This is a genomic window from Streptomyces sp. enrichment culture, assembly GCF_964273145.1.
Taxonomy (GTDB): domain Bacteria; phylum Actinomycetota; class Actinomycetes; order Streptomycetales; family Streptomycetaceae; genus Streptomyces.
This window is the reverse complement of the sequence record NZ_OZ186873.1, coordinates 1,578,347-1,601,332: the sequence shown is the minus strand read 5'-3', so window position 1 is coordinate 1,601,332 and position 22,986 is coordinate 1,578,347. Positions and strand designations below refer to the sequence as shown.

Here is a 22,986-nt window from a genome sequence, read left to right as displayed (position 1 = left end):
GCGCGAGCCGCCGGCGCGGCGGAGCCGGGGTCAGGAGGAGACCGGGGCCTGCCGGGCGCGGGCGGTCTGAGCGGGCAGGCGCGTGGGCGTCCGGCGCGGCACGGTCTGGCACCACAGCACGCGGGCCGCGGTGAGCGCGGCGGCCACCAGCAGGCCGTTGCGGGCGAACAGCAAAGCGGTGCCGAGCAGGTCGCCGGCGACGACGTGCGCGAACCAGACGGGGAACTCCAGCACCGTCACGGCGCTCGCCGCCAGCACCAGGCCGGCCGGCAGCCGCATCCGGCTCGCGCCGAAGGAGAGGCACACCGCCGCCAGCCCGATCAGCCACACCAAGTACTGCGGGCTCAGGACCCTGCTGGTGACCGTGAACATCAGCACCGCCGTGAACGCCGCGTCGGCGAGCGTGTGCGCCGTGAACCGCCGCGCCCGCAGCCGCCACAGCAGCAGCCAGCCGAAGGCCACCGCCGTCAGCGCCAGGGCGGCCGCGCTCACCACGTCGACGTACGGGCCGAGGAACTCCACCGAGCCGTAGTTGAGCCGCACCTCGCCCTCCCAGCCGGCGTGCCGGGCCACGTGGAGGACCAGCCCGCCCAGCGACTCCACCTCCGTGCCCCGGTCCCGCTGGAAGCCCAGGAACGCGAACGCCCCGGGCATCGCGAGCGCGAACAGGGCCGCGAGCGCCGCGCCGGTCGCCGCGGCGAAGGCCCAGGAACCGCGCCTGCGGTCGCCGAGCAGCAGCAGCGCCGGCCACACCTTCAGCAGCGCCCCCAGGGCCACCAGGGCCCCGGCCAGCCGGGGGTGCCGGGCGGCGGCGAGCAGCGCGGCCACCGCCACCGCGGTGACCATCACGTCGTAGCGCGCGTACACCGTCGGCCCCAGCAGCGGGACGCCCGCCACCCACGCCCAGGCGCCGCGCGGCGTCCCGCCGGAGCGCCGGCCCGCGCGCGCCAGCAGGGCGAGGACGGCCAGGTCGGCCAGGCAGGCGAGGACGAAGAAGGCGGTCGCGTAGTCGAGGAACGGCAGGAGGGCCGGGGAGAGGACCGCGAGGGCGGCGGCCGGGGGGTACTGCCAGGTGACGTCGTCCAGCGGGAACGTTCCGGTGCGCAGGACGCCGTACCAGCCCCGGTAGATGACGGAGACGTCGCCGGTGACGTCCGGGCCCGGGAAGACGTACACCTTGAACACGAACAGCAGCAGGACCAGCCTCGTCGCGGCCCAGGCCGCCAGGAGGAGGCCCGGGGACCGCCTCGGGTTCGTCGTCTCCACCTGCTCCTCGCCCCTTTGCGCGCCGCCGATGGGCCCATGATGACCCGGCCGGCTGTGAGCGGCCACAGGCCCGGCCGGGGCCCGGCGCGCGCCGGAGGGTTCGGTAGGGTCGGCGGTGATGCACAAGACCCTGATCGTGACCAACGACTTCCCGCCGCGGCCGGGCGGCATCCAGGCGTTCCTGCACAACATGGCGCTGCGCCTGGATCCGCAGCGGCTGGTGGTCTACGCCTCCACCTGGAAGCGGAGCCGGGAGGGGGCGGAGGCGACCGCCGCCTTCGACGCCGAGCAGCCCTTCACCGTCGTACGGGACACCACGACGATGCTGCTGCCGACACCCGGGGCGACCCGGCGGGCCGTCGGGCTGCTGCGCGAACACGGATGCACGTCCGTGTGGTTCGGGGCGGCGGCGCCGCTCGGGCTCATGGCGCCCGCGCTGCGCCGGGCGGGCGCCGAGCGGATCGTGGCCACCACCCACGGGCACGAGGCGGGCTGGGCCCAGCTGCCCGCCGCACGGCGGCTGCTGCGGCGGATCGGGGAGTCCACGGACACGATCACCTACCTCGGCGAGTACACGCGGTCGCGGATCGCCGGCGCGCTCGGCGCCGGGGCGGCCGGGCGGATGGTGCAGCTGCCGCCCGGAGTGGACGAGAAGACCTTCCACCCCGACTCGGGCGGTGACGAGGTGCGGGCGCGGCTGGGGCTGACCGACCGGCCCGTGGTGGTGTGCGTCTCGCGGCTGGTGCCGCGCAAGGGACAGGACACGCTGATCCGGGCCATGCCCCGGATCCTGGCCGCCGAGCCCGACGCCGTGCTGCTGATCGTCGGCGGCGGGCCCTACGAGAAGGAGCTGCGCCGGCTCGCGCGGGAGAGCGGCGTCGCCGGCTCCGTCCGCTTCACCGGCTCCGTGCCCTGGGAGGAACTGCCCGCCCACTACGGCGCCGGCGACGTGTTCGCCATGCCGTGCCGCACCCGGCGCGGCGGGCTGGACGTCGAAGGGCTCGGGATCGTCTACCTGGAGGCCTCGGCCACCGGGCTGCCCGTCGTCGCCGGCGACTCCGGCGGGGCGCCGGACGCGGTGCTGGACGGCGAGACCGGCTGGGTGGTGCGCGGCGGCGTGCCCGAGGAGGCCGCCGAGCGGATCGTCGCCCTGCTCGGCGACGCGGAACTGCGCCGCCGGATGGGGGAGCGGGGGCGGGCCTGGGTCGAGGAGAAGTGGCGGTGGGACCTGCTGGCGGAGCGGCTCCGGGCGCTGCTGTGAGCCGGGTGCGGGGTTCGTCGGTCCCGCACCGCCCGCGGGCGCGCTACTTCGCGTAGATCGCCTCGATCTCGTGCGCGTAGTCCTTCGCCACCACGTTCCGCTTCAGCTTCAGCGACGGCGTCAGGTGCCCCGACTCCTCCGTGAACTGGTGCGGCAGGATACGGAACCTGCGCACCGACTCCGCCTTCGACACCGCCGCGTTGCCGTCATCGACCGCCGCCTGCACCGCCGCGAGCAGGTCCGGGTCCTCGCGCAGCGCCGCCGCCGTGGAACCGGCCGGCTTGCCGTGGTCGGCGGCCCAGCGGGCGAGGAACTCCTCGTCGAGGGTGATCAGCGCGCCCACGAACGGCCGCCCGTCGCCGACCACCATGCACTCCGCGACCAGCGCGTGCGCGCGGATGCGGTCCTCGATCACGGCCGGGGCGACGTTCTTGCCGCCCGCGGTGACGATGATCTCCTTCTTGCGGCCGGTGATGCTCAGATAGCCGTCCTCGTCGAGGGTGCCGAGGTCACCGGTGTGGAACCAGCCGTCGGCCAGGGCCTCCGCGGTCGCGTCCGGGTTGTTCCAGTACTCCTTGAACAGGTGCTCGCCGTGCAGCAGCACCTCGCCGTCGTCCGCGATGCGGACCACCGAGCCCGGCAGCGGCTGCCCGACCGTGCCGATCTTCGGCCGGTCCCAGGGGTTGAAGGCGGTGGCCGCGCACGACTCGGTCAGGCCGTAGCCCTCCAGGACGGTGAAGCCGATGCCGCGGAAGAAGTGCCCGAGGCGCTCGCCCAGCGGGGCGCCGCCGGAGATGGCGTACTCGCCGCGCCCGCCGAGGACCGCGCGCAGCCTGCCGTAGACGAGCTTGTCGAAGACCCAGTGCCGCAGCCTCAGGCCGAACGACGGGCCGGACGGGGTGTCCAGCGCCTTGCTGTAGGCGACCGCCGCGTCCGCCGCCTTGTCGAAGATCTTGCCCTTGCCCTCGGCCTGCGCCTTGGCGCGCGCCCCGTTGTAGACCTTCTCGAAGACCCGCGGCACGCCGAGGATCAGCGTCGGCCGGAACGAGGCCAGCTCCTCGGTGAGGTTCCTGATGTCCGGGACGCAGCCCAGCTTGATCGGCGCGATCATCGGTGCGACCTGCACCAGCCGGCCCAGGACGTGCGCGAGCGGCAGGAAGAGCAGCACGCTGCACTCGCCGGTGCGAAACAGCGGGCGCAACCGCTCCACGACGTTGCCGCACTCGGCGAAGAAGTTGCGGTGGGTGAGCACGCAGCCCTTGGGACGGCCGGTGGTGCCGGAGGTGTAGACGATGGTCGCCGGGTCGTCGGCCTTGGCGGCCGAGCCGCGTTCCTCCACCGTCTCGTCCGTGACGTCCCGGCCGAGCCGCCCGAGCTCCTCCACCGCCCCGGCCTCGATCTGCCACACGTGCTTGAGCTCGGGCAGCTGCTCGCGCACCGACTCCACGGTCGCGGCGTGCTCCGCCGACTCCACGACGCAGGCGGTCGCGCCGGAGTCGCCGAGGATCCACTGCACCTGCTCCGGCGAGCTGGTCTCGTACACCGGCACGGTGACCGCGCCCGCGCTCCAGATCGCGAAGTCCAGCAGCGTCCACTCGTAACGGGTGCGGGACATCAGTCCCACCCGGTCGCCCGGCTGCACCCCGGCGGCGATCAGGCCCTTGGCGGCGGTGCGCACCTCGGCGAGGAACGCGCGGGCGGTCACGTCCTGCCAGGCACCGCCCGACTTGCGGGCGATCACGGCGACGTCGGGGTGCTGCGCGGCGTTTCTGCGGACGATGTCGGTCAGATTCCCGTCCGCGGGGACCTCGTACAGGGCCGGAAGGCTGAACTCGCGCAAGACTGCTGCTCCTCATAGGGCGCCGGCGCCACGACGTTGTGTGATGCGACGATGCGGTCCAAGGCTCGGGCTGGTGCTCGGGGGATCGCCTGCCGTGCGCAGTGCGAGCCCCTGAGCACGACTGGACTGCCCGGACGTTACCCGCCGGTATGGCGTCTCCGACAGGGGGTCCCGGGGAGATGTTCGCTGCGTCACACGGGTGGGGTTTCCCGACGCGCACAGTAGTCCACGCGGGGACCGACCAGCCAGTAACCGCAGGTGGGCCGCCACTGTTCACGGTTGTCGCGCGCACCTACGCTGGATCGCCATGGCACCGACATCCTCCGGCAATCCGACCGCGCGCGTCCACGTGGTCAGCGACGTGCACGGCAACGCCCGCGACCTGGCCCGCGCCGGCGAGGGCGCCGACGCCCTGGTCTGTCTCGGGGACCTCGTCCTCTTCCTCGACTACGCCGACCACTCGCGCGGCATCTTCCCCGACCTGTTCGGCGTGGAGAACGCCGACCGCATCGTGGAGCTGCGCACCGCCCGCCGCTTCGCCGAGGCGCGGGAGTTCGGGGCCCGGCTGTGGGCGGGCGTCGACGGCGACCGGGCCGCCGTCGTGGAGAAGGCGGTGCGCAGGCAGTACGCCGAGCTGTTCGCCGCGTTCCCCACCCCCACGTACGCCACCTACGGCAATGTCGACATGCCGCACCTGTGGCGGGAGTACGCCCGCCCCGGCACGACCGTCCTGGACGGGGAGCGGGTGGAGATCGGCGGCCGGGTCTTCGGCTTCGTCGGCGGCGGCCTGCGCACCCCGATGAGGACGCCGTACGAGATATCCGACGAGGAGTACGCGGCGAAGATCGAGGCGGTGGGCGAGGTCGACGTGCTGTGCACGCACATCCCGCCGGAGGTGCCGGAACTGGTGTACGACACGGTGGCGCGGCGCTTCGAGCGGGGCAGCCGGGCGCTGCTGGACGCCATCCGCCGCACCCGGCCGAAGTACGCCCTGTTCGGGCACGTGCACCAGCCGCTGGCGCGGCGCATGCGGATCGGGGCGACCGAGTGCGTCAACGTCGGGCACTTCGCGTCGACGGGCGAGCCGTGGGTGCTCCGGTGGTGAACCCCGGCGGCCCGGGCGCGCGGGCCGGGGCGCGCGGCCCGGGGTGACCTGGGCCCCGTCCGCGCGCGGTAGCCTTCACGCTGCACACACACTGCACCAGCGGCCGCATCTGGAGGAGCCACGGCGATGGCGGAACACACCAGCTCGAGCATCACCATCGAGGCGGCACCGGCCGACGTCATGGGGGTGATCGCCGACTTCGCCCGCTACCCCGACTGGACCGGTGAGGTGAAGGAGGCCGAGGTCCTCGGGACCGACGAGCGGGGCCGCGCCGAGCAGGTCCGTCTCGTCATGGACGCCGGCGCCATCAAGGACGACCAGACGCTGGCCTACACCTGGACCGGCGACCACGAGGTGTCCTGGACGCTGGTGAAGTCCCAGATGCTGCGCTCGCTCGACGGCTCCTACCTGCTGAGGCCGGTCGGCCAGGGCGCCACCGAGGTCACCTACCGGCTGACCGTCGACGTCAAGATCCCGATGCTCGGCATGATCAAGCGGAAGGCCGAGAAGGTCATCATCGACCGGGCCCTGGCGGGGCTGAAGAAGCGTGTGGAGTCGGGCGCGCGGTAGCCGCCCCGGTCCGCGGACGGCGCCCGCGGGTACCGTTCACCCCCATGCGCACCATCCTGATCACGGGCCCGGGCGGCAGCGGTCGTACGACCGTCGCGGCCGCCACCGCACTGGCCGCCGCCCGTGAGGGCACCCGCACCCTCCTCCTCGGCGCCGACCGCGACGACACCCTCGGCGCCGCCCTCGGGACCCCGACCGGCCCCGACCCGGTGTCCGCCGCGCCGCACCTCACCGCCTGGCGGCCCGACCCCGCCCAGGGCTTCCGCGACGACCTCGCCGCCCTCCAGGACCGCGCCGCCTCCGCCCTCGGCCTGCTCGGCTCCGCCCGCCTCGACCCCGAGGAACTCACCCCGCTGCCCGGCGCCGAGGAGCTCGCCCTGCTGCGCGCCCTGCGCGACGGCGCCCTCGCCGAACGGCACGACCTGCTCGTCGTCGACCTCCCGGCCGCCCCGCGCGCCCTCGCCCTGCTCGCTCTGCCCGAGGAACTGCGCCGCTACCTGCGCCGGCTGCTGCCGCCCGAACGGCAGGCGGCCCGCGCCCTGCGCCCCGTCCTCGGCCGCCTCGCCGGCGTCCCCATGCCCGCCGAGGCGCTGTACGAGACCGCCGCCCGCTGGGACACCGAACTCGCCGCCGCCGAGGCGGTCCTCGCCGACCGCTCCACCGCCGTCCGGCTGGTCGCCGAACCCGGCCCCGCCGGCGCCGACGCCGTCCGCGCCACCGCCCTCGGCCTCGCCCTGCGCGGCCTGCCCGTCGAGGCGCTCGTGGCCAACCGGGTCCTGCCCGAGGACGCCCCCGCCGACAGCTGGCTCGCCGCGCCCGTCGCCCAGCAGCGCAAGGCCCTGGAGGAGTGGCGGGAGACGTACGACGTGCACCGCGTCCCCCACCTCGGGCGCGACCCGCGCGGGGCGGACGACCTCACCGCGCTCGCCGTGCCCGGTGTCACCCCGCGCACGCCCCCGGTGGAGTGGCCCGTCGCCGACCGGCTCGACGAGGACGGGGTGCTCGTCTGGCGCATCCCGCTGCCCGGCGCCCGGCGCGAGGAACTCGACCTGGTGCGGCGCGGCGACGAACTGGTCGTCGCCGCCGGACCGCTGCGCCGGATCGTCCCGCTGCCGTCGGCGCTGCGCCGCTGCACCGTCGACGGGGCCGCCCTGCGCGACGGCGAGCTGAAGGTCCGTTTCGCCCCCGACCCCGCGCTGTGGCCGCGGAGCCGGTGAAGCGCCCGCCCCCGTTCGGGTAACGTCGTAGGGACGAACCGTGGCCGGGCCGCACCCGCGCCGCCGGACGAGCCGCAACCGGCCGCAGTCAGGAGTGTCGTCATGAGCGAAGAGTTCCCCCCGCCCGACGCCGCCCGGGACGAGCCGGCCGACGGGACGGCGGTCCCTCCCGCCGGAGCGGCGTCGCGGCCCCGGGGGAAGACGCCCGACGCCGACGCGTGGGCCACGGCCTGCGCCGAGGACCTCGAGGCCGAGAAGGCCCGCCGCCGCGCCCGGCACGGGGCGCCGCCCGGTTCGGCGGCCGAGGAGCTGCGCAAGCTCGTCGACACCGTCGCCGACAAGCTGTCCGGGCTCCAGACACCCCTGCTCGGCGCGGTCGCCGGGCCCGCCGCCCAGCAGGTGGTCCGGCAGGTCGTCCAGCAGGCCAGGGCCGCCGTGGAGCCGGTCATCGAACGCAATCCGGACGTCTTCGACCACCTGGCGGCGGCCGGCGGCGAACTGCTCGCCGCCTACCGCTCGGCCGTCCAGGCCCAGGAGCGGCGCTGGACCGCCGGCCGCGACGAGGCCGCGGACGAGCGGGGCGAACGCCGCGACGGCGGCGAGGGAACCGGCCCGGGACAACGCATCGACCTGGACTGACGACCCCGCGGAAGGGTCCCCGGGCCGCCGGGCCCGCCCTCGTGCGGACGGCCGACCGGACACTCACGGCGGGGCCTCGGGTACGGTTGGCCGTAGCGGGGCTCGACCGAAACTGAGGGATTCATGGGACTCACCATCGGCGTCGACATCGGCGGCACGAAGATCGCGGCCGGCGTGGTCGACGAGGAAGGCAACATCCTCTCGACCTTCAAGGTGCCGACCCCGGGCACGCCCGAGGGCATCGTGGACGCCATCGCCTCCGCGGTGGAGGGCGCGCGCGCGGGGCACGAGATCGTCGGCGTGGGCATCGGCGCCGCCGGCTACGTCAACCGCCAGCGCTCCGAGGTCTACTTCGCGCCCAACATCGACTGGCGCAACGAGCCGCTGAAGGAGAAGGTCGAGGCCCGCGTGGGCCTCCCCGTCGTCGTGGAGAACGACGCCAACGCGGCGGCCTGGGGCGAGTACAAGTTCGGTGCCGGCAAGGGCCACCGGAACGTCATCTGCATCACACTCGGCACCGGCCTCGGCGGCGGCATCGTCATCGGCAACAAGCTGCGCCGCGGTCACTTCGGCGTGGCCGCCGAGTTCGGCCACATCCGCATGGTGCCCGACGGCCTGCTGTGCGGCTGCGGCTCGCAGGGCTGCTGGGAGCAGTACGCCTCCGGCCGCGCCCTCGTGCGGTACGCCAAGCAGCGCGCCAACGCCACCCCCGAGCAGGCCGACGTGCTGCTGGGCCTGGGCGACGGCACCCCCGACGGCATCGAGGGCAAGCACATCTCCATGGCCGCCCGGCAGGGCTGCCCGGTCGCCGTGGACTCCTACCGCGAGCTGGCCCGCTGGGTCGGCGCGGGCCTGGCCGACCTGGCCTCCCTGTTCGACCCGTCCGCCTTCATCGTCGGCGGCGGCCTGTCCGACGAGGGCGAGCTGGTCCTCGGCCCGATCCGCAAGTCGTACAAGCGCTGGCTGGTCGGCGGCAACTGGCGTCCGGTGGCCGACGTGCTGGCCGCGCAGCTCGGCAACAAGGCCGGTCTGGTCGGCGCGGCGGACCTGGCGCGGGAGCCCGACCCGATCATGTGACGCGCGGCGCGCACGCGCGTTCCCGTCCGCACGCCCGCGCCCGCCGTCCCCGTCCCGGGGCGGCGGGCGCGGGCGTATCTTGATCGTCATGGCGAACGCGACCGAGTTGCTCCCCGGCTCCCGCACGGACGACGACGGGTCCGCCGTCGTCCGCGTCCTCAGCTACAACATCCGCTCGATGCGCGACGACACCGGCGCCCTCGCCCGGGTGGTCGCCGCGTGCGCCCCGGACCTCGTCCTGGTGCAGGAGGCCCCCCGCTTCTTCCGCTGGCGCAAGAAGCTCGCCCGGCTCGCCGCCGCGTCGGGGCTGGTCGTCCTCACCGGTGGGGCCACGGCCGCCGGCCCGGCGATCCTGTGCTCCCTGCGGGCGACCGTCGAACGCACCGAGGACGTGCTGCTGCCGCTCACCCCGGGCCTGCACCGGCGGGGCTTCGCGACGGCCGTCGTCCGCTTCGCGGGCGCCCGGCTCGGCGTGCTCAGCTGCCACCTGTCGCTGCGGGACGACGAGCGGTACGCCCAGGGCGGACTGCTGCTCGACCGGCTCGCCGCGATGGGCGTGGAACACGTGATCGCGGGCGGCGACCTGAACGAGCGGCCCGACGGGCGCACGTTCCGCCGCCTCGCCGGGGAGCTGCGGGACTGCCGGGAGGCGGCGCCCTGGGGCGGCGAGTACACCTCCCCCTCCACCGACCCCCACCAGCGCATCGACGCCCTCTTCGCCTCCTCGGGCATCGAGGTCCTGGGCTGCGGCGTGCCCCTGGACCTGCCGGGGGTGACGCGGGCCGACCTGCGCGCGGCCACGGACCACCTGCCGGTGCTGGCCGCGCTCAGGGTCCCCGCCGCGTAGGGGGCGCGGGAGGCCGGCGGACCACGGGGCGCCGCCGTCCCCGGTTTCCCGCCGTGCGGGAAACCGGGGGACCGGCGGGCGCGCCGTCACCGGGCCCTGCGCCGCAGGGAGGACCGGGAGCGGCCGGACGTCACCGGTGCCCGGGTCAGACCACCGCTCCCCGCCCCGGGTCGTCGCCGTCCTCGTCGTCGGTGCGCATCCGGGCCACCAGCGCGGCGAAGCCGCCCAGGAAGCCGCCGATGCCGAGCGTCGCCAGCCACCAGGTCATGTCCCAGCGCAGCAGCACCGCCGCCAGCAGCAGCAGCGGTCCGCCGATCACCGCCAGCCAGGCGAACTTGGCGGTGGCGTCGGCCTGCGGCAGCGGCGGCGGCTCCGGCGGCACGAAGTGACCCTCGTCGTCCTCGCCCTCCTCACCGTCTCCGTCGGCCCCGTCGAAGCCGCCGGGCGGCTCGGACAGCGAGTAGTCGCGCGGGCCGACGCCGGGCGCGAAGGAGACCGAGCCGCCGAGCGGCGCGGCCGGCGAGGGCCCGTCCTGCGCCGGCTTCACCGGCTCGTCGTCGTTGACCGCGGCCTCCAGCAGCGCCAGGTCCTCCACCGACTTGAACGGCTTGGCGCCCGGCGGGTCCGGCGGCTCCTCGCCGTATCCGGCCACGATGGCCGCCCAGGCCGCGTCCTCGTCGAAGGGCGCGTTCCGCTCCTCGGGCTCGGGCTTCCCCCCGCCCTCGCGGTCCTCGCGGTCCTCGCGCTCGAAGTCGTGCTCAGCCACCTGCCCTCGTCCCTTCCTCACCGAGACCGGGCCCCGCCACCCCGACGGCGCCGGGCGCGAGCCGGCCGATGAACGCGGCGCTCTCCTCGAAGATCCGCTCGGCGTCATGGTCCAACGTCGCCACGTGGTAGCTCTGTTCCAGCAGGACCTCCGTCACGTCCGTCGACGAGACGCGGCTCAGGACGCGCGCGGAGTCGGCCGGCGGCACCACGTGGTCCTGCGGGCTGCGCAGGAGCAGCAGCGGCTGGGTGACCTGCGGCAGCTCGCCGTCGACGAGACGGAAGAACGCGCGCAGCGAGTGGGCCGCGTGCAGCGGCACCCGGTCGTAGCCGAGCTCGGTGCCGCCCGGCCGGGCGATGTCGTCGGCGATGCCCTTGGTCGACCGGACGAGGTGGCGGGCGACGGGCAGGGCGTACGCGGACAGGCCGTGCACCTTGTTCGCGGGGTTGACGACCATCACGCCGGCGACCGCGTCCCCGTGCTTCGCGGCCAGCCGCAGCGCCAGGGCGCCGCCCATGGACAGGCCGGCCACGAAGACCCGCGCGCAGCGCTCGCGCAGGGCGCGCAGCTCGCGGTCCACCTCCGCGTACCAGTCCTGCCAGCCGGTGAGCCGCATGTCCTCCCAGCGCGTGCCGTGCCCCGGCAGCAGCGGCAGGGCGACGGTCAGACCGCGCGCGGCGAGGTACTCCGCCCAGGGGCGCAGCGACTGCGGGGAACCGGTGAAGCCGTGACAGAGCAGGACACCGGCCTCCCCGCCCTCGTGGCGGTACGGCTCGGCTCCGGGGAGGACCGGCACCTTTCGGTCTCCTCTTCGTGTGGCCGCGAGGGTTCGCGGGCGTCAAGGGGCTGGCACGTCGTCTGTTCGGGACGGGGCGGGCACGCCGCCGGTTGCAGGTACTTCACCGTACGCGACGGCACCGGCACCGACCAGGGCCGTCGGCCCCTCCGGGCGGCGGAGCGGGTTAAGGTCTGTTCGACACACACAGGAGGCACTCGGTTGTTGTACGGCGCGATGAAGGTCACCATCGGGGGGCCGCTCAAGCTTGCCTTCCGACCCTGGGTGGAGGGCCTGGAGAACGTCCCCGCCGACGGCCCCGCGATCCTGGCCAGCAACCACCTGTCGTTCTCCGACTCCTTCTTCCTGCCCGCGGTCCTGGACCGCAAGGTCACCTTCATCGCCAAGGCCGAGTACTTCACCACGCCCGGCGTCAAGGGCCGGCTGACCGCCGCGTTCTTCAAGGGCGTCGGCCAGCTCCCGGTGGACCGCTCCGGCGCGCGCGGCGCCGGTGAGGCCGCGATCAGGAGCGGTATCCAGGTCCTGGAGCGCGGCGAGCTGTTCGGGATCTACCCCGAGGGCACCCGCTCGCCCGACGGGCGCCTGTACCGCGGCAAGCCCGGCGGCCTCGCGCGCGTGGCGCTCGCCACGGGCGCCCCCGTCATCCCGGTCGCCATGATCGACACCGAGAAGATCCAGCCGCCGGGGAAGGTCGTCCCGAAGCTGATGCGCCCGGGCATCCGCATCGGCAAGCCCCTGGACTTCACCCGCTACCAGGGCATGGAGCACGACCGCTTCGTGCTCCGCGCGGTGACCGACGAGGTCATGTACGAGATCATGAAGCTCTCCGGCCAGGAGTACGTCGACGTGTACGCGACCGCCATGAAGCGGCAGCTCGCGGAGGCGGCGAAGGCCGAGAAGGAGGCGGGCAAGGCGGCGAGGGCCGCGTTCGCCCGGGCCGAGGAGGACCAGGCGGAGAAGGAAAGCGCGAAGAGGAACGGCGCGGAGTAGGAAAGCGCGGAACAGGAAAGCGCGGAGAAGGAGCGGCCCCGGTCCCGCGCGGGACCGGGGCCGGGGGTGGGGGACATGGCCAGGCGCGAGTCGGTCAGGAGAATGTCGGTCGAGCAGCCGCTGTGGCACGCGCTCACCGGCTACCGGGTGCTCACGATGCTGTACGCCATCGGCCTGTTCGCCACCGCGTACGACGAGTTCACCCGCCCCTGGCTGGCGGTGGCCTACTACGCCGTGCTGTCCGTGTGGACGCTGGCCACCCTCCCGAGGGTCGCGAGCGCGGCGAGCTGCACCAAGCGGTTCCTCGCCGCGGACCTGGCCCTCGCCCTCACCGGGATCCTGCTCACCCCCCTCGCCGACACCCACGAGCGGATCACGGCCGGCGGCCCGACCCTGCCGTCGATATGGACCGCGGGGTCCGTCCTGGCCTTCGCCATCAAGGGCGGCTGGCGCTGGGCTGCCCTCGCCTCCACCCTCGTCGCCGCCGCCAACCTGATCGAGCGCGGCGCTCCGGCCCGCGACACGGTGCACAACGTGATCCTCGTCTGGGTCGCCTCCATCGCCATCGGGTACGTCGTCGAGGTCGCCCGCGCCTCCGAGCGCACCCTCGCCCGCGCCCTGGAGATCGAGGCGGCGACCAGGGAACGGGAGCGCCTCGCCCGGGACATCCACGACAGCGTGCTCCAGGTGCTGGCCATGGTGCAGCGGCGCGGCGCCGTCATCGGCGGCGAGGCGGCCGAGCTGGGGCGCCTCGCCGGCGAGCAGGAGGTGGCACTGCGCACGCTGGTCTCCGGCGGCGTGGTGCCCGTCTCCCGGGTGCCGGAGGACGCCGCCGGGGGGACCGCCGTACGGGCCGCCGAGGACGGTGGCGAGGACGGCCCCGTCGACCTGCGCGCCCTGCTCGCCCCGTACGCCGGCTCGCGCGTCAGCCTCGCCGAGCCCGGGGCGCCCGTCCCGCTGGCCCCGGCCGCGGCCCGCGAGGTCGCCGCCGCCGTGGGAGCCGCCCTGGACAACGTCCGCAGGCACGCCGGGGAGCAGGCGCGCGCGTGGATCCTGGTCGAGGACGAACCGGACGAGGTGATCGTCACCGTTCGGGACGACGGACCCGGCATCCCGGAGGGCCGGCTGGCGCAGGCCGAGGGCGAGGGGCGGCTGGGGGTGGCCCTGTCGATCCGCGGGCGGCTGCGCGACCTGGGCGGCAGCGCGGAGCTGATCTCGGTGCCGGGACAGGGCACGGAAGTGGAACTGAAGGTCCCCAAGGACGCGAACGGCGCGAGGGACGCACGGGGGAAGGCGGAGCGGTGACGACGCAGACCACGCAGGACGGGCAGGACCGGCAGGACACGATCACGGTGATGGTGGTCGACGACCACCCCATGTGGCGCGACGCCGTCGCCCGCGACCTGTCCGAGTCCGGCTTCGAGGTGGTCGCCACCGCGGGCGACGGCGACCAGGCCGTGCGCCGCGCCAGGGCCACCGCGCCGGACGTCCTCGTGCTCGACCTGAACCTGCCCGGCAAGCCCGGCGTGCAGGTCTGCAAGGAGGTCGTGGCCGCCGACCCGAAGGTGCGCGTCCTGGTGCTGTCGGCCAGCGGCGAGCACGCGGACGTGCTGGAGGCGGTGAAGTCGGGCGCCACCGGCTACCTGCTGAAGTCGGCCTCCACCCAGGAGCTGCAGGACGCGGTGCGCCGCACCGCCGCGGGCGACCCGGTCTTCACCCCGGGCCTGGCCGGGCTGGTCCTCGGCGAGTACCGCCGGCTCGCCTCCGAACCGGCGCCCGCACCGGACACCGGCACCCCCAAGGCGCCGCGGCTGACCGAGCGGGAGACGGAGGTGCTGCGCCTGGTCGCCAAGGGCCTGAGCTACAAGCAGATCGCCGAGCGCCTCGTCATCTCCCACCGCACGGTGCAGAACCACGTCCAGAACACCCTCGGCAAGCTCCAGCTGCACAACCGCGTGGAACTGGTGCGGTACGCGATCGAACGCGGCCTCGACGACGGGTGACCCGGCCGGACCGCCCCCGCGCGCCCTGCCGAAGCGACCCGCGCCACCCGTACCGTTCGCATGCGGCACACGCACGGCAACCGCGGTGAAGGGACATCCCATGCGGGTCGGAGTACTGACCGGGGGCGGCGACTGCCCCGGGCTCAACGCCGTCATCCGGGCCATCGTCCGCAAGGGCGTACAGGAGTACAGCTACGCCTTCACCGGCTTCCGGGACGGCTGGCGCGGTCCCCTGGAAGGCGACACCGTCCGCCTCGACATCCCCGCCGTGCGCGGCATCCTGCCCCGCGGCGGCACCATCCTCGGCTCCTCCCGGACCAACCCGTTCCGGCACGAGCACGGCATCCGGCGGATCAAGGACACCCTCGCCGGGCTGGGGATCGGCGCGCTCGTCGCGATCGGCGGCGAGCACACCCTCGGCGTCGCCGCGCGCCTGGCGGACGAGTACGGAGTGCCCTGCGTCGGCGTGCCGAAGACCATGGACAACGACCTGGCCGCCACGGACTGCGCCTTCGGCTTCGACACCGCCGTCGGCATCGCCACCGGGGCCATCGACCGGCTGCACACCACCGCCGAGTCCCACATGCGCGCCCTGGTCGTCGAGGTGATGGGACGGCACACCGGCTGGATCGCCCTCCACTCGGGTCTGGCCGGCGGCGCCAACGCCATCCTCATCCCCGAACAGCGCTTCGACGTCGAGCAGGTGTGCGCCTGGGTGACCTCCCGGTTCCGCGCCTCCTACGCCCCGATCGTGGTCGTCGCCGAGGGGGCGAGGCCCGGGGACGGCGACATGGTGCTCGAGGACCGGTCGCGGGACTCCCCCGGCCACGCGCGGCTGTCCGGCGTGGGGGAGTGGCTGGCGAAGGAGATCGAGACACGCACCGGCAAGGAGGCCCGTACGACCGTCCTCGGCCACGTCCAGCGCGGTGGCACGCCCAGCGCCTTCGACCGCTGGCTCGCCACCCGCTTCGGCCTGCACGCCATCGACTGCGTCCACGACGGCGACTTCGGCACGATGGTCGCCCTGCGCGGCACGGACATCGTCCGGGTGCCCCTCGCCGAGGCGACGGCCCGGCCGAAGACGGTCGATCCGGCACTGTACGAGGAGGCCGGCGTCCTCTTCGGCTGAGCCTCCCCGGGGGCGCCGGACCGGCCGCCGCCTTCGAACGGCGCCGCCGGGCCGCGGACCGTATATTCGGCACCGTAGGCCGCCGCACGGCACCGCTTGGCGGTCGTACGCGCCGAAGCCGGCAGAACGGGAGCGGTCGTGGAGATCCTCGCCTTCGGCGTCCAGGCCGACGAGAAGCCGCTGATCGAGCAGGCCTTCCAGGGCCGCCACGACATCCGCTGCCTGGACGTCTTCCTCACCGGGGACACCGCCCCCATCGCGGCCGGCCACGAGATCGTCTCGACCTCCGTCAACGCCGACCTCGGCCCGGGCGTCCTGCAGACCCTGGCCGGGGGCGGCACCCGCATGGTCGCCCAGCGCTCCACCGGCTTCAACAACATCGACCTGAGGACGGCCGAACGCCTCGGCATGACGATCGCCCGGGTGTCGTACTACTCGCCGTACTCGGTCGCCGAGTTCGCCTGGACGCTCGCCATGGCCGTCGACCGCCGCATCGTGCGGGCCGCCACCCGCACCCGCGACTTCGACTTCCGCCTCGACGGGCTGATGGGCCGCGACATGCACGGCCGCACCGCGGGCGTCCTGGGCACCGGCAAGATCGGCGAGGCGTTCGCCCGGATCGCGCACGGCTTCGGCATGCGGCTGCTGGGCTGGGACGTCGCCGAGAACCCCGCCTGCATGGAACTCGGCATGCGCTACCTCCCCAAGGAGCAGCTGCTCACCGAGTCCGACCTGGTCAGCCTGCACGTGCCGCTGATGCCGGAGACCCGGCACCTGATCGACGCGGACGCCCTGAAGACGATGAAGGACGACGCGATCCTGGTGAACTCCAGCCGCGGCGGCCTCGTCGACACCGCCGCCCTGGTCCGGGAACTGCGCGAGGGCCGCTTCACCGGTGTGGGCCTGGACGTGTACGAGGCCGAGGCGGGCCTGTTCTTCCTCGACAAGTCCCTGGAGGCCGTCGATGACGACACCCTGGCCCGCCTCGTCACCTTCCCCAACGTCCTCGTCACCTCGCACCAGGCGTACTACACCGAGGACGCCGTCGGCCAGATCGTCGAGGCCACGGTGAGGAACGTCCTGGACTACCGGGCCGGCCGCCGCTCGGAGAACGTGCTGGTGCCGCGGAGCTGACCGGCCAGCTCCCGCACGATCGCGGCGCCGTTCAGCGTCAGCACCGACTCCGGGTGGAACTGGACCCCGGCGAAGCCCGGACCGCGCAGCGCGTGCACCTCGCCCGAGGCGCTCCGGCTCACCTCGACACCGTGCGCGGCCAGCTCCGCCGCCGCCTCGTCGTCGCAGCGCGCCGTGAAGCTGTTGTAGAAGCCGACCGTCTCCGGCCGCCCGAACAGGTCGATCCGCGTCTGCGCCCCCTGGTACGGGACCTCCTTGCGGACGATGTCCAGCCCCAGCTCCGCCGCGATCAGCTCGTGCCCGAGGCAGACGCCGAGGACGCCGTGCGGGTGGTCCCGCAGGACGTCGGCGGCCAGGGCGCGCAGGAACCGCATCTTGGGGTCGGCCGCGTCGGAGGGGTCCCCCGGACCGGGCCCCAGCACCACCGGTCCCGGGTGCGCGAGCACCATCCGGCGCAGCCCCGGCTCGTCGTACCGCCGGACGGTCACGTCCAGCCCGCCGGAGCGCAGCACGTGCGCGAGCATCGCCGTGAAGGTGTCCTCCCCGTCGACGACCAGGGCGTGACCGCTGAGCGCGTCGGACCGCTCCTGCATCCGCAGCCAGAACGGGGCGAGCGAGGCCCGGCGCCCGTCCAGCGCGGCCCGCACGCGCGGGTCGTCGGCGAGCCGCCCCCGGGCGGCCCCCGCGCGGGGCCGCCGCTCCACGACCCCCAGCGCGGCCAGCACCCCCGCCGCCTTCGCGTGCGTCTCGGCGACCTCGCCCGCCGGGTCCGAACCGCGCACGAGCGTGGCGCCGACCGGCACCCGCAGCCGCCCGTCCGCGCCGATGTCGGCGGTGCGGATGAGGATGGGGGAGTCGAGGCTCTGGGCGCCCCCGGAGTCCCGGCCGAGCAGCGCCAGCGCCCCCGCGTAGTAGCCGCGGCCCCCGGTCTCGTGCCGTTCGATGACCCGGCAGGCGTTCTGCACCGGCGAGCCGGTCACGGTCGCCGCGAACATGGTCTCCTTGAGCACCTCGCGCGCGTCCAGCGAGGACCGGCCGCGCAGCTCGTACTCGGTGTGCGCCAGGTGCGCCATCTCCTTCAGCCGCGGCCCGACGACCACCCCGCCCATGTCGCCGACCGTGCACATCATCTTGAGCTCCTCGTCGACGACCATCGACAGCTCCTCGATCTCCTTGCCGTCGGCGAGGAAGCCGAGCAGGTGCTCGGGAGTGGGCCCCTCGGCGGGATAGCGGTACGTCCCGCTGATCGGGTTCATCACGACGGTGCCGCCGGACATCCGCACGTGCACCTCGGGGCTCGCCCCCACCAGCGTCCGCTCCCCGGTGTGCACGACGAACGTCCAGTACGCGCCCCGCTCGCCCTCCAGCAGCCGCCGGAACAGCGCCAGCGCGTCGGCCCGCCCGAATCCGGGGATCCGCCCCTCGTACGTCCGCCGGATCACGAAGTTGGCGCCCTCGCCCCGCCCGATCTCCTCCTCCAGCACCCGCCCGACGATCCGCGCGTACTCCTCGTCACCGGTGTCGAACCCGCCGTCCTCGACGCGGACGTCGTGCGCGGGCAGCTGTGCCAGGGCCGCGGCGAGCGGGATCTCGTACCGTTCCTCGGGGGTGAGCGCCAGCAGCGGGGTGCCGTCGTCGCGGACGTCGAAGCCGCGCTCGCGGATCTGCCGGAAGGGGACGAGCGCGAGGCTCTCCTCGGGGAGGCGGGCGAGCCGGTCGTAGGCCGCGACCGGGCCGAGCAGCAGTTCCACGGTGTCGTGGTCACGGCCCGGGGTGCGGCGGCGGAGCAGGGCGAAGGGACGGTCGTCGTGCGCGAGCCGTGCCAGGTGCGGGTCCAGGTCCATGGGTTCCTCTTCCGTCGGTGTGTCGGTGTGAGGAACGGCCCCGGCGTCCACAACGCGGAAGGCCGCCCCTCGGGCGGCCTTCGGCGTTGTCGGTGCGTACGCGCGATCAGTGGGCCGCCGGAGAAGCGGTCCACCACCAGTTCTGGGTCGGGTGCGCGAACATGGGACGCAGGTTACACGAGATCGCCGTGGTGCGGCCCGGTCTCCGCGTCGCCGCGCGTGGTGTCCCCCGGCGCGGGGCGCCGGTGTGCGCCGCCGCGGGGCGGGCCCGTCTCACAGGCTGAGCGAGGCGATGGGCGGCGGGGCCGAGCGCGTAGGGTTGGGCGCGTGACCGTGAACGCTGATTCCCGAAGCGTCGCCACTCAGGCGACTTGGCGAGACCTGCCCGCGGCGCAGCAGCCCGAGTACCCGGATGCCGAGGCTCTGCGCGATGTGATCGCCGAGCTCGAGACGTATCCCCCCCTGGTATTCGCCGGCGAGTGCGACCAGCTGCGCGCGCGCATGGCGGCGGTCGCCCGGGGAGAGGCGTTCTTGCTGCAGGGCGGTGACTGCGCCGAGTCGTTCGACGGGGTGTCCGCCGAGCAGATCCGGGCGAAGCTCAAGACGCTGCTCCAGATGGGCGCCGTCCTCACCTACGCGGCCTCCGTGCCGGTGGTGAAGGTGGGCCGGATCGCCGGTCAGTACTCCAAGCCGCGCTCCAAGCCGACCGAGACCCGCGACGGCGTCACCCTGCCCGTCTACCGGGGCGACTCCGTCAACGGCTTCGAGTTCACCGAGGCGTCCCGCATCCCGGACCCCGAGCGGCTCAAGCGCATGTACCACGCCTCGGTCTCCACGCTGAACCTGGTGCGCGCCTTCACCACCGGCGGCTACGCCGACCTGCGCCAGGTGCACGCCTGGAACCAGGACTTCGTGAAGTCGTCGCCGTCCGGCCAGCGCTACGAGCAGCTCGCCCGCGAGATCGACAACGCGCTGAACTTCATGCACGCCTGCGGGGCCGACCCGGAGGAGTTCAGGACCGTCGAGTTCTTCTCCTCGCACGAGGCGCTGCTGCTCGACTACGAGACGGCGCTGACCCGGGTCGACTCCCGCACCGGGCAGCTGTACGACGTCTCGGCGCACATGGTGTGGATCGGTGAGCGCACCCGCCAGCTGGACCACGCGCACATCGAGTTCGCGTCGAAGATCCGCAACCCCATCGGCATCAAGCTCGGCCCGACGACCACGGCCGAGGAGGCGCTGCAGTACATCGAGCGCCTGGACCCCGAGCGCGAGCCGGGCCGGCTGACGTTCATCGTCCGCATGGGCGCGGACAAGGTCCGCGACAAGCTCCCCGAGCTGGTCGAGAAGGTCACCGCCTCCGGCGCCACCGTGGCCTGGGTGACCGACCCGATGCACGGCAACACCTTCGAGGCGGCCTCCGGCCACAAGACCCGCCGCTTCGACGACGTCCTCGACGAGGTCAAGGGCTTCTTCGAGGTCCACAAGGCGCTCGGCACCCACCCGGGCGGCATCCACGTGGAGCTGACCGGCGACGACGTCACCGAGTGCGTGGGCGGCGGCGACGAGATCTTCGTCGACGACCTGCACCAGCGCTACGAGACCGCCTGCGACCCGCGGCTGAACCGCAGCCAGTCGCTGGACCTGGCGTTCCTGGTCGCGGAGATGTACCGGGACCAGTGACGGCCCCGCCCCTGCGGGCACAGGGCGTCCCGCGTGGGGCGCGGATCACACGATCCGCGCCCCACGCGGCTTTTGCGGTCTCTGCACGACAGGTAAGGTTAGGTTTGCCTCACCGAGGAAGCGGGTGGTGGCACGACCCAGGAACCCCGTCGGGAGGTGGACCGCGTGTTCGTCTGCAGCTGCTTCGGTGTCACCGAGGAACAGGTGAGGAAGCACGCGGAGGCCGGGGCGTGCACCCCCCGGCAGATCGCCTCCGCCTGCAAGGCGGGAACCGACTGCGGCGGCTGTGTGCGGCGCATCCAGGCGCTGCTGGGCCGCGGCGCCTGCCCGCGCCGGGAACCGGCCGACCGGGGCGAGTCGGCCCTCGCCCGGCTCGCGGCGGCGGAGCTGCCCGACGCCGCCTGAGGGTCCCTCCGGACGGCGCGCCTAGTGGGTCGGGAATCCCTCCGTGCCGGGGCCGGACGAGTCCGGCCGGCTCTGTTCGACGACCGTCGACAGGTAGAGCGACTCGCCCAGCTTCTCGATCAGGTCCAGTTGGGTGTCGAGGTAGTCGATGTGCTGCTCCTCGTCGGCGAGGATCGCCTCGAAGACGTTGGCGGACGTGATGTCGCCCTTGGCGCGCATCACCTCCACGCCGTGCCGCAGCCGGTCGATCGCCTCCGCCTCGATCTGCCGGTCCGCCTGGAACATCTCCGTCACCGACTGGCCGACCCGGACGTGGAACAGCCGCTGGTAGTTGGGCAGGCCGTCCAGGAGCAGGATCCGGTCGGTGAGGATCTCGGCGTGCCGCATCTCGTCGAAGGACTCGTCGCGCGTGTACTTCGCGAGCTTCGTCCACCCCTTGTGGTCCTGCAGCTTGGAGTGCAGGAAGTACTGGTTGATCGCGGTGAGCTCGGCGGTCAGCTGCTCGTTGAGCAGCTCGATGACCTCGGAATCGCCCTGCATGGCGGGGTTTCCTTCCACGTCGAGGGAACGGGGAGCCTGCCGCCGCATGATGTCACCGTTACAGAAGATCGTCCAGTAAGTACTTACTTAGTAAGTAAGGGCATGCTTGTTGGGAGTTGTCCGTTTCGGGGGTGGCCGGGTCGGGTGCATCGGTCCCGGTCTGTCAGGATGGAGGCATGGGTCAGCCGGTGGAGCGTGAATCTGGAGAAGCGGCGCGGTCCGAGCTTCCGCCGGGGCAGCGGGTGCAGCGCGGCTGGCCGGTCACGCATTACGGACCGGTCCCCAGGTTCCGGCCCGAGCGCTGGGAGTTCCGGGTCTTCGGCGCCACCGCCGGCGGGGAGAAGCACTGCTGGACCCACGAGGAGTTCACGGCCCTGCCGTACACCACCGTCGTGGCCGACCTGCACTGCGTCACGAAGTACAGCATGCTCGGGGCCGAGTGGGGCGGGATCCCGGCCCGTACGATCCTGGAGATCGCCCCGCCCGCGCCCACCGTCACCCACGTGATGGTGTGGGCGGAGTACGGCTTCAGCTCCAACCTGCGCCTGTCCGACTTCGCCTCGTCGCGCACGCTCTTCGCCACCCACAAGGACGGCGAGCTGCTGACCGCCGAGCACGGCTTCCCGCTGCGGCTGATCGTCCCGCACCTGTACGCCTGGAAGGGCCCCAAGTGGGTCCGCGGCGTGGAGTACATGACCGCCGACCGCCGCGGCTTCTGGGAGGAGCGCGGCTACCACAACATCGGCGATCCGTGGAAGGAGCAGCGCTACTCCTACCAGGAGGAGCCCGGGGACGGCCCCGAGCTCTGACCTCCCGGTGCTCCCGCCGCACGAGGGCCCGGAGCCGGACGAGGGCTCCCGCGCCGAGCGGGAACCGCACGCCCCCGGGGGGTTCCCGGGACTCCCTCAGGGAGCGGGGACTCCTGCGGGGCTCATCCCTCGCGCAGCTTCTTCAGCCGCTCCACGTCCGCCGCGTGCCCCTCCTTGCCGCCGGGCGTCTCGATGACCAGCGGTACGCCGGCGGTGGCGGGGTGCGTCATCAGCGCGCGGAACGGGTCCTCGCCGATGTGGCCGGCGCCGATGTTCGCGTGCCGGTCCTTGTGGGCGCCCGCCACGTCCTTGGAGTCGTTGGCGTGGATCAGCTTCAGCCGTCCCTCGCCGACCGCGTCCACCAGCAGGTCCAGGGTCCGGTGCATGCCGGTGGGGCCGGTCAGGTCGTGGCCGGCGGCGAAGACGTGGCAGGTGTCCAGGCACACGCCCAGCTTCGGATGGGCGTCCAGCGCCTCGAAGTACGGCCCGAGGTCCCAGGTCCGCGAGCACAGGGAGGCGCCCTGGCCGGCCGTCGGCTCCAGGAGCAGGTACGGGTCGTCGTCGTGGTCCAGTTCGTCGAGCAGCGGCAGCAGGTGCTCCCGTACCTGCCGCAGCGCCACGGACCGGTCCCGCCCGCCGGTCGCGCTCCCGGTGTGCACCACGACGCCGAGCGCGCCGATCTCCCGGCCGCGCCGCAGCGAGTGCCGCAGCGACCCGGCCGACCGCTCCACGGTCGCCTCGGTGTGCGAGCCGAAGTTGATCAGATAGGGGGCGTGGACGTACACGGGGATCGACTCGGCCGCGCACGCCGCACGGAACGCCTCGTCCTGCCCCGGGTTCCCGGTCGGCGTGGCCCAGCCGCGCGGATTGGCGACGAAGACCTGCACGGCCTCCGCCCGCAGGTCGCGGGCGTACGACAGGCCCACGGAGTGCAGGCCCCCGGCGACGGGGACGTGGGCGCCGACGGGATTGCGGGTGCGGGCCGGGGAGGCCGAGGGGGAGGGGACGGGGCGTTGACTCTTCACCCATTCAGGGTGGCACGAGTGCGGAACGATCCCGTCCGAG

General features: G+C 73.8%; 23 protein-coding genes. 15 read left to right on the top strand and 8 right to left on the bottom strand.

Annotated features, from left to right (window positions below; genetic code table 11):
• Positions 1-30: 30 nt before the first annotated feature.
• Positions 31-1,266, bottom strand: coding sequence for a glycosyltransferase 87 family protein (locus ACSU6Z_RS07300; RefSeq protein ID WP_437043968.1), 1,236 nt, complete (start codon positions 1,264-1,266; stop codon positions 31-33).
• 118 nt (positions 1,267-1,384) lie between these two features.
• On the opposite strand from ACSU6Z_RS07300, the gene ACSU6Z_RS07295 reads away from it, so the two are divergent.
• A complete protein-coding gene (locus ACSU6Z_RS07295) occupies positions 1,385-2,527 on the top strand; it encodes a glycosyltransferase family 4 protein (RefSeq protein ID WP_437043967.1) in 1,143 nt (380 codons plus the stop codon).
• Between the two features lie 43 nt (positions 2,528-2,570).
• Here the strand turns inward: ACSU6Z_RS07295 and ACSU6Z_RS07290 are convergent, their stop codons facing one another.
• A complete protein-coding gene (locus ACSU6Z_RS07290) occupies positions 2,571-4,367 on the bottom strand; it encodes an AMP-dependent synthetase/ligase (protein WP_437043966.1) in 1,797 nt (598 codons plus the stop codon).
• Positions 4,368-4,674: 307 nt separating this feature from the next.
• Here ACSU6Z_RS07290 and ACSU6Z_RS07285 point away from each other — a divergent pair, with 307 nt between their 5' ends.
• The 6 genes from ACSU6Z_RS07285 (at position 4,675) to ACSU6Z_RS07260 (ending at position 9,822) form a co-directional block, all read left to right on the top strand.
• Positions 4,675-5,472: a metallophosphoesterase family protein gene (locus tag ACSU6Z_RS07285; protein ID WP_437043965.1), complete on the top strand. Its 798-nt coding sequence runs from the start codon at positions 4,675-4,677 to the stop codon at positions 5,470-5,472.
• Between the two features lie 126 nt (positions 5,473-5,598).
• Positions 5,599-6,042: an SRPBCC family protein gene (locus tag ACSU6Z_RS07280; protein WP_437043964.1), complete on the top strand. Its 444-nt coding sequence runs from the start codon at positions 5,599-5,601 to the stop codon at positions 6,040-6,042.
• Between the two features lie 44 nt (positions 6,043-6,086).
• Positions 6,087-7,259 carry an ArsA family ATPase gene (locus ACSU6Z_RS07275; protein WP_437043963.1) on the top strand — a complete coding sequence of 391 codons (1,173 nt, stop codon included), beginning with the start codon at positions 6,087-6,089 and terminating at the stop codon, positions 7,257-7,259.
• Between the two features lie 102 nt (positions 7,260-7,361).
• Entirely contained in the window at positions 7,362-7,898 is a 537-nt protein-coding gene (locus ACSU6Z_RS07270; protein WP_437043962.1) for a DUF5304 domain-containing protein, read from the top strand.
• 123 nt (positions 7,899-8,021) lie between these two features.
• The gene (locus tag ACSU6Z_RS07265; protein WP_437020300.1) at positions 8,022-8,975 is read left to right on the top strand and encodes an ROK family glucokinase; all 954 of its coding nucleotides are present in this window, start codon (positions 8,022-8,024) and stop codon (positions 8,973-8,975) included.
• An 88-nt stretch (positions 8,976-9,063) separates the two neighbouring features.
• Positions 9,064-9,822: an endonuclease/exonuclease/phosphatase family protein gene (locus ACSU6Z_RS07260; protein ID WP_437043961.1), complete on the top strand. Its 759-nt coding sequence runs from the start codon at positions 9,064-9,066 to the stop codon at positions 9,820-9,822.
• A 145-nt stretch (positions 9,823-9,967) separates the two neighbouring features.
• On the opposite strand, the gene ACSU6Z_RS07255 is transcribed toward ACSU6Z_RS07260, so the two are convergent.
• Together ACSU6Z_RS07255 and ACSU6Z_RS07250 are read right to left on the bottom strand one after the other, a co-directional pair.
• The gene (locus ACSU6Z_RS07255; protein WP_437043960.1) at positions 9,968-10,588 is read right to left on the bottom strand and encodes a hypothetical protein; all 621 of its coding nucleotides are present in this window, start codon (positions 10,586-10,588) and stop codon (positions 9,968-9,970) included.
• Positions 10,581-11,384, bottom strand: coding sequence for an alpha/beta hydrolase (locus tag ACSU6Z_RS07250; protein WP_437043959.1), 804 nt, complete (start codon positions 11,382-11,384; stop codon positions 10,581-10,583). Before ACSU6Z_RS07250 ends, ACSU6Z_RS07255 begins: the two co-directional genes overlap by 8 nt.
• A 216-nt stretch (positions 11,385-11,600) precedes the next feature.
• On the opposite strand from ACSU6Z_RS07250, the gene ACSU6Z_RS07245 reads away from it, so the two are divergent.
• The 5 genes from ACSU6Z_RS07245 (at position 11,601) to ACSU6Z_RS07225 (ending at position 16,640) form a co-directional block, all read left to right on the top strand.
• Complete coding sequence (locus ACSU6Z_RS07245; protein ID WP_437050218.1) at positions 11,601-12,374, top strand: lysophospholipid acyltransferase family protein; 774 nt, start codon at positions 11,601-11,603, stop codon at positions 12,372-12,374.
• 75 nt (positions 12,375-12,449) lie between these two features.
• Positions 12,450-13,679, top strand: coding sequence for a MacS family sensor histidine kinase (gene macS, locus ACSU6Z_RS07240; RefSeq protein WP_437043958.1), 1,230 nt, complete (start codon positions 12,450-12,452; stop codon positions 13,677-13,679).
• Positions 13,680-13,729: 50 nt separating this feature from the next.
• Positions 13,730-14,377 (top strand): response regulator, encoded by a 648-nt coding sequence (locus ACSU6Z_RS07235; RefSeq protein WP_437050216.1) that lies wholly within the window; start codon positions 13,730-13,732, stop codon positions 14,375-14,377.
• 100 nt (positions 14,378-14,477) lie between these two features.
• Positions 14,478-15,506: a 6-phosphofructokinase gene (locus tag ACSU6Z_RS07230; RefSeq protein WP_437043957.1), complete on the top strand. Its 1,029-nt coding sequence runs from the start codon at positions 14,478-14,480 to the stop codon at positions 15,504-15,506.
• 138 nt (positions 15,507-15,644) lie between these two features.
• The gene (locus tag ACSU6Z_RS07225) at positions 15,645-16,640 is read left to right on the top strand and encodes a 2-hydroxyacid dehydrogenase (protein WP_437043956.1); all 996 of its coding nucleotides are present in this window, start codon (positions 15,645-15,647) and stop codon (positions 16,638-16,640) included.
• Here ACSU6Z_RS07225 and ACSU6Z_RS07220 read toward each other — a convergent pair.
• Positions 16,592-18,484: an anthranilate synthase family protein gene (locus ACSU6Z_RS07220; protein WP_437043955.1), complete on the bottom strand. Its 1,893-nt coding sequence runs from the start codon at positions 18,482-18,484 to the stop codon at positions 16,592-16,594. The genes ACSU6Z_RS07225 and ACSU6Z_RS07220 overlap by 49 nt on opposite strands.
• A gap of 106 nt (positions 18,485-18,590) precedes the next feature.
• Positions 18,591-18,647, bottom strand: coding sequence for a trp operon leader peptide (locus tag ACSU6Z_RS07215; RefSeq protein WP_437035471.1), 57 nt, complete (start codon positions 18,645-18,647; stop codon positions 18,591-18,593).
• A 164-nt stretch (positions 18,648-18,811) separates the two neighbouring features.
• Here ACSU6Z_RS07215 and ACSU6Z_RS07210 point away from each other — a divergent pair, with 164 nt between their 5' ends.
• Positions 18,812-20,167, top strand: a complete 1,356-nt coding sequence (locus tag ACSU6Z_RS07210) for a class II 3-deoxy-7-phosphoheptulonate synthase (RefSeq protein WP_437043954.1) — start codon at positions 18,812-18,814, stop codon at positions 20,165-20,167.
• Positions 20,168-20,323: 156 nt separating this feature from the next.
• Positions 20,324-20,572: a (2Fe-2S)-binding protein gene (locus tag ACSU6Z_RS07205; RefSeq protein ID WP_437043953.1), complete on the top strand. Its 249-nt coding sequence runs from the start codon at positions 20,324-20,326 to the stop codon at positions 20,570-20,572.
• A 21-nt stretch (positions 20,573-20,593) separates the two neighbouring features.
• Here ACSU6Z_RS07205 and bfr read toward each other — a convergent pair whose 3' ends face one another.
• A complete protein-coding gene (bfr, locus tag ACSU6Z_RS07200; protein ID WP_437043952.1) occupies positions 20,594-21,112 on the bottom strand; it encodes a bacterioferritin in 519 nt (172 codons plus the stop codon).
• Positions 21,113-21,288: 176 nt separating this feature from the next.
• On the opposite strand from bfr, the gene ACSU6Z_RS07195 reads away from it, so the two are divergent.
• The gene (locus ACSU6Z_RS07195) at positions 21,289-21,921 is read left to right on the top strand and encodes a sulfite oxidase-like oxidoreductase (protein WP_437043951.1); all 633 of its coding nucleotides are present in this window, start codon (positions 21,289-21,291) and stop codon (positions 21,919-21,921) included.
• A 122-nt stretch (positions 21,922-22,043) separates the two neighbouring features.
• On the opposite strand, the gene ACSU6Z_RS07190 is transcribed toward ACSU6Z_RS07195, so the two are convergent.
• A complete protein-coding gene (locus ACSU6Z_RS07190) occupies positions 22,044-22,946 on the bottom strand; it encodes a deoxyribonuclease IV (RefSeq protein WP_437043950.1) in 903 nt (300 codons plus the stop codon).
• Positions 22,947-22,986: the final 40 nt, after the last annotated feature.

Bases quoted from the DNA above. Each gene is read 5' to 3' on its own strand.
- ACSU6Z_RS07230 (WP_437043957.1), top strand. From the start codon at position 14,478: ATGCGGGTCGGAGTACTGACCGGGGGCGGCGACTGCCCCGGGCTCAAC.
- ACSU6Z_RS07285 (WP_437043965.1), top strand. From the start codon at position 4,675: ATGGCACCGACATCCTCCGGCAATCCGACCGCGCGCGTCCACGTGGTC.
- ACSU6Z_RS07260 (WP_437043961.1), top strand. From the start codon at position 9,064: ATGGCGAACGCGACCGAGTTGCTCCCCGGCTCCCGCACGGACGACGAC.
- ACSU6Z_RS07220 (WP_437043955.1), bottom strand. From the start codon at position 18,484: ATGGACCTGGACCCGCACCTGGCACGGCTCGCGCACGACGACCGTCCC.
- ACSU6Z_RS07280 (WP_437043964.1), top strand. From the start codon at position 5,599: ATGGCGGAACACACCAGCTCGAGCATCACCATCGAGGCGGCACCGGCC.
- ACSU6Z_RS07195 (WP_437043951.1), top strand. From the start codon at position 21,289: ATGGGTCAGCCGGTGGAGCGTGAATCTGGAGAAGCGGCGCGGTCCGAG.
- ACSU6Z_RS07275 (WP_437043963.1), top strand. From the start codon at position 6,087: ATGCGCACCATCCTGATCACGGGCCCGGGCGGCAGCGGTCGTACGACC.
- ACSU6Z_RS07265 (WP_437020300.1), top strand. From the start codon at position 8,022: ATGGGACTCACCATCGGCGTCGACATCGGCGGCACGAAGATCGCGGCC.
- ACSU6Z_RS07270 (WP_437043962.1), top strand. From the start codon at position 7,362: ATGAGCGAAGAGTTCCCCCCGCCCGACGCCGCCCGGGACGAGCCGGCC.
- ACSU6Z_RS07295 (WP_437043967.1), top strand. From the start codon at position 1,385: ATGCACAAGACCCTGATCGTGACCAACGACTTCCCGCCGCGGCCGGGC.
- ACSU6Z_RS07235 (WP_437050216.1), top strand. From the start codon at position 13,730: ATGGTGGTCGACGACCACCCCATGTGGCGCGACGCCGTCGCCCGCGAC.
- macS (WP_437043958.1), top strand. From the start codon at position 12,450: ATGGCCAGGCGCGAGTCGGTCAGGAGAATGTCGGTCGAGCAGCCGCTG.
- bfr (WP_437043952.1), bottom strand. From the start codon at position 21,112: ATGCAGGGCGATTCCGAGGTCATCGAGCTGCTCAACGAGCAGCTGACC.
- ACSU6Z_RS07245 (WP_437050218.1), top strand. From the start codon at position 11,601: ATGAAGGTCACCATCGGGGGGCCGCTCAAGCTTGCCTTCCGACCCTGG.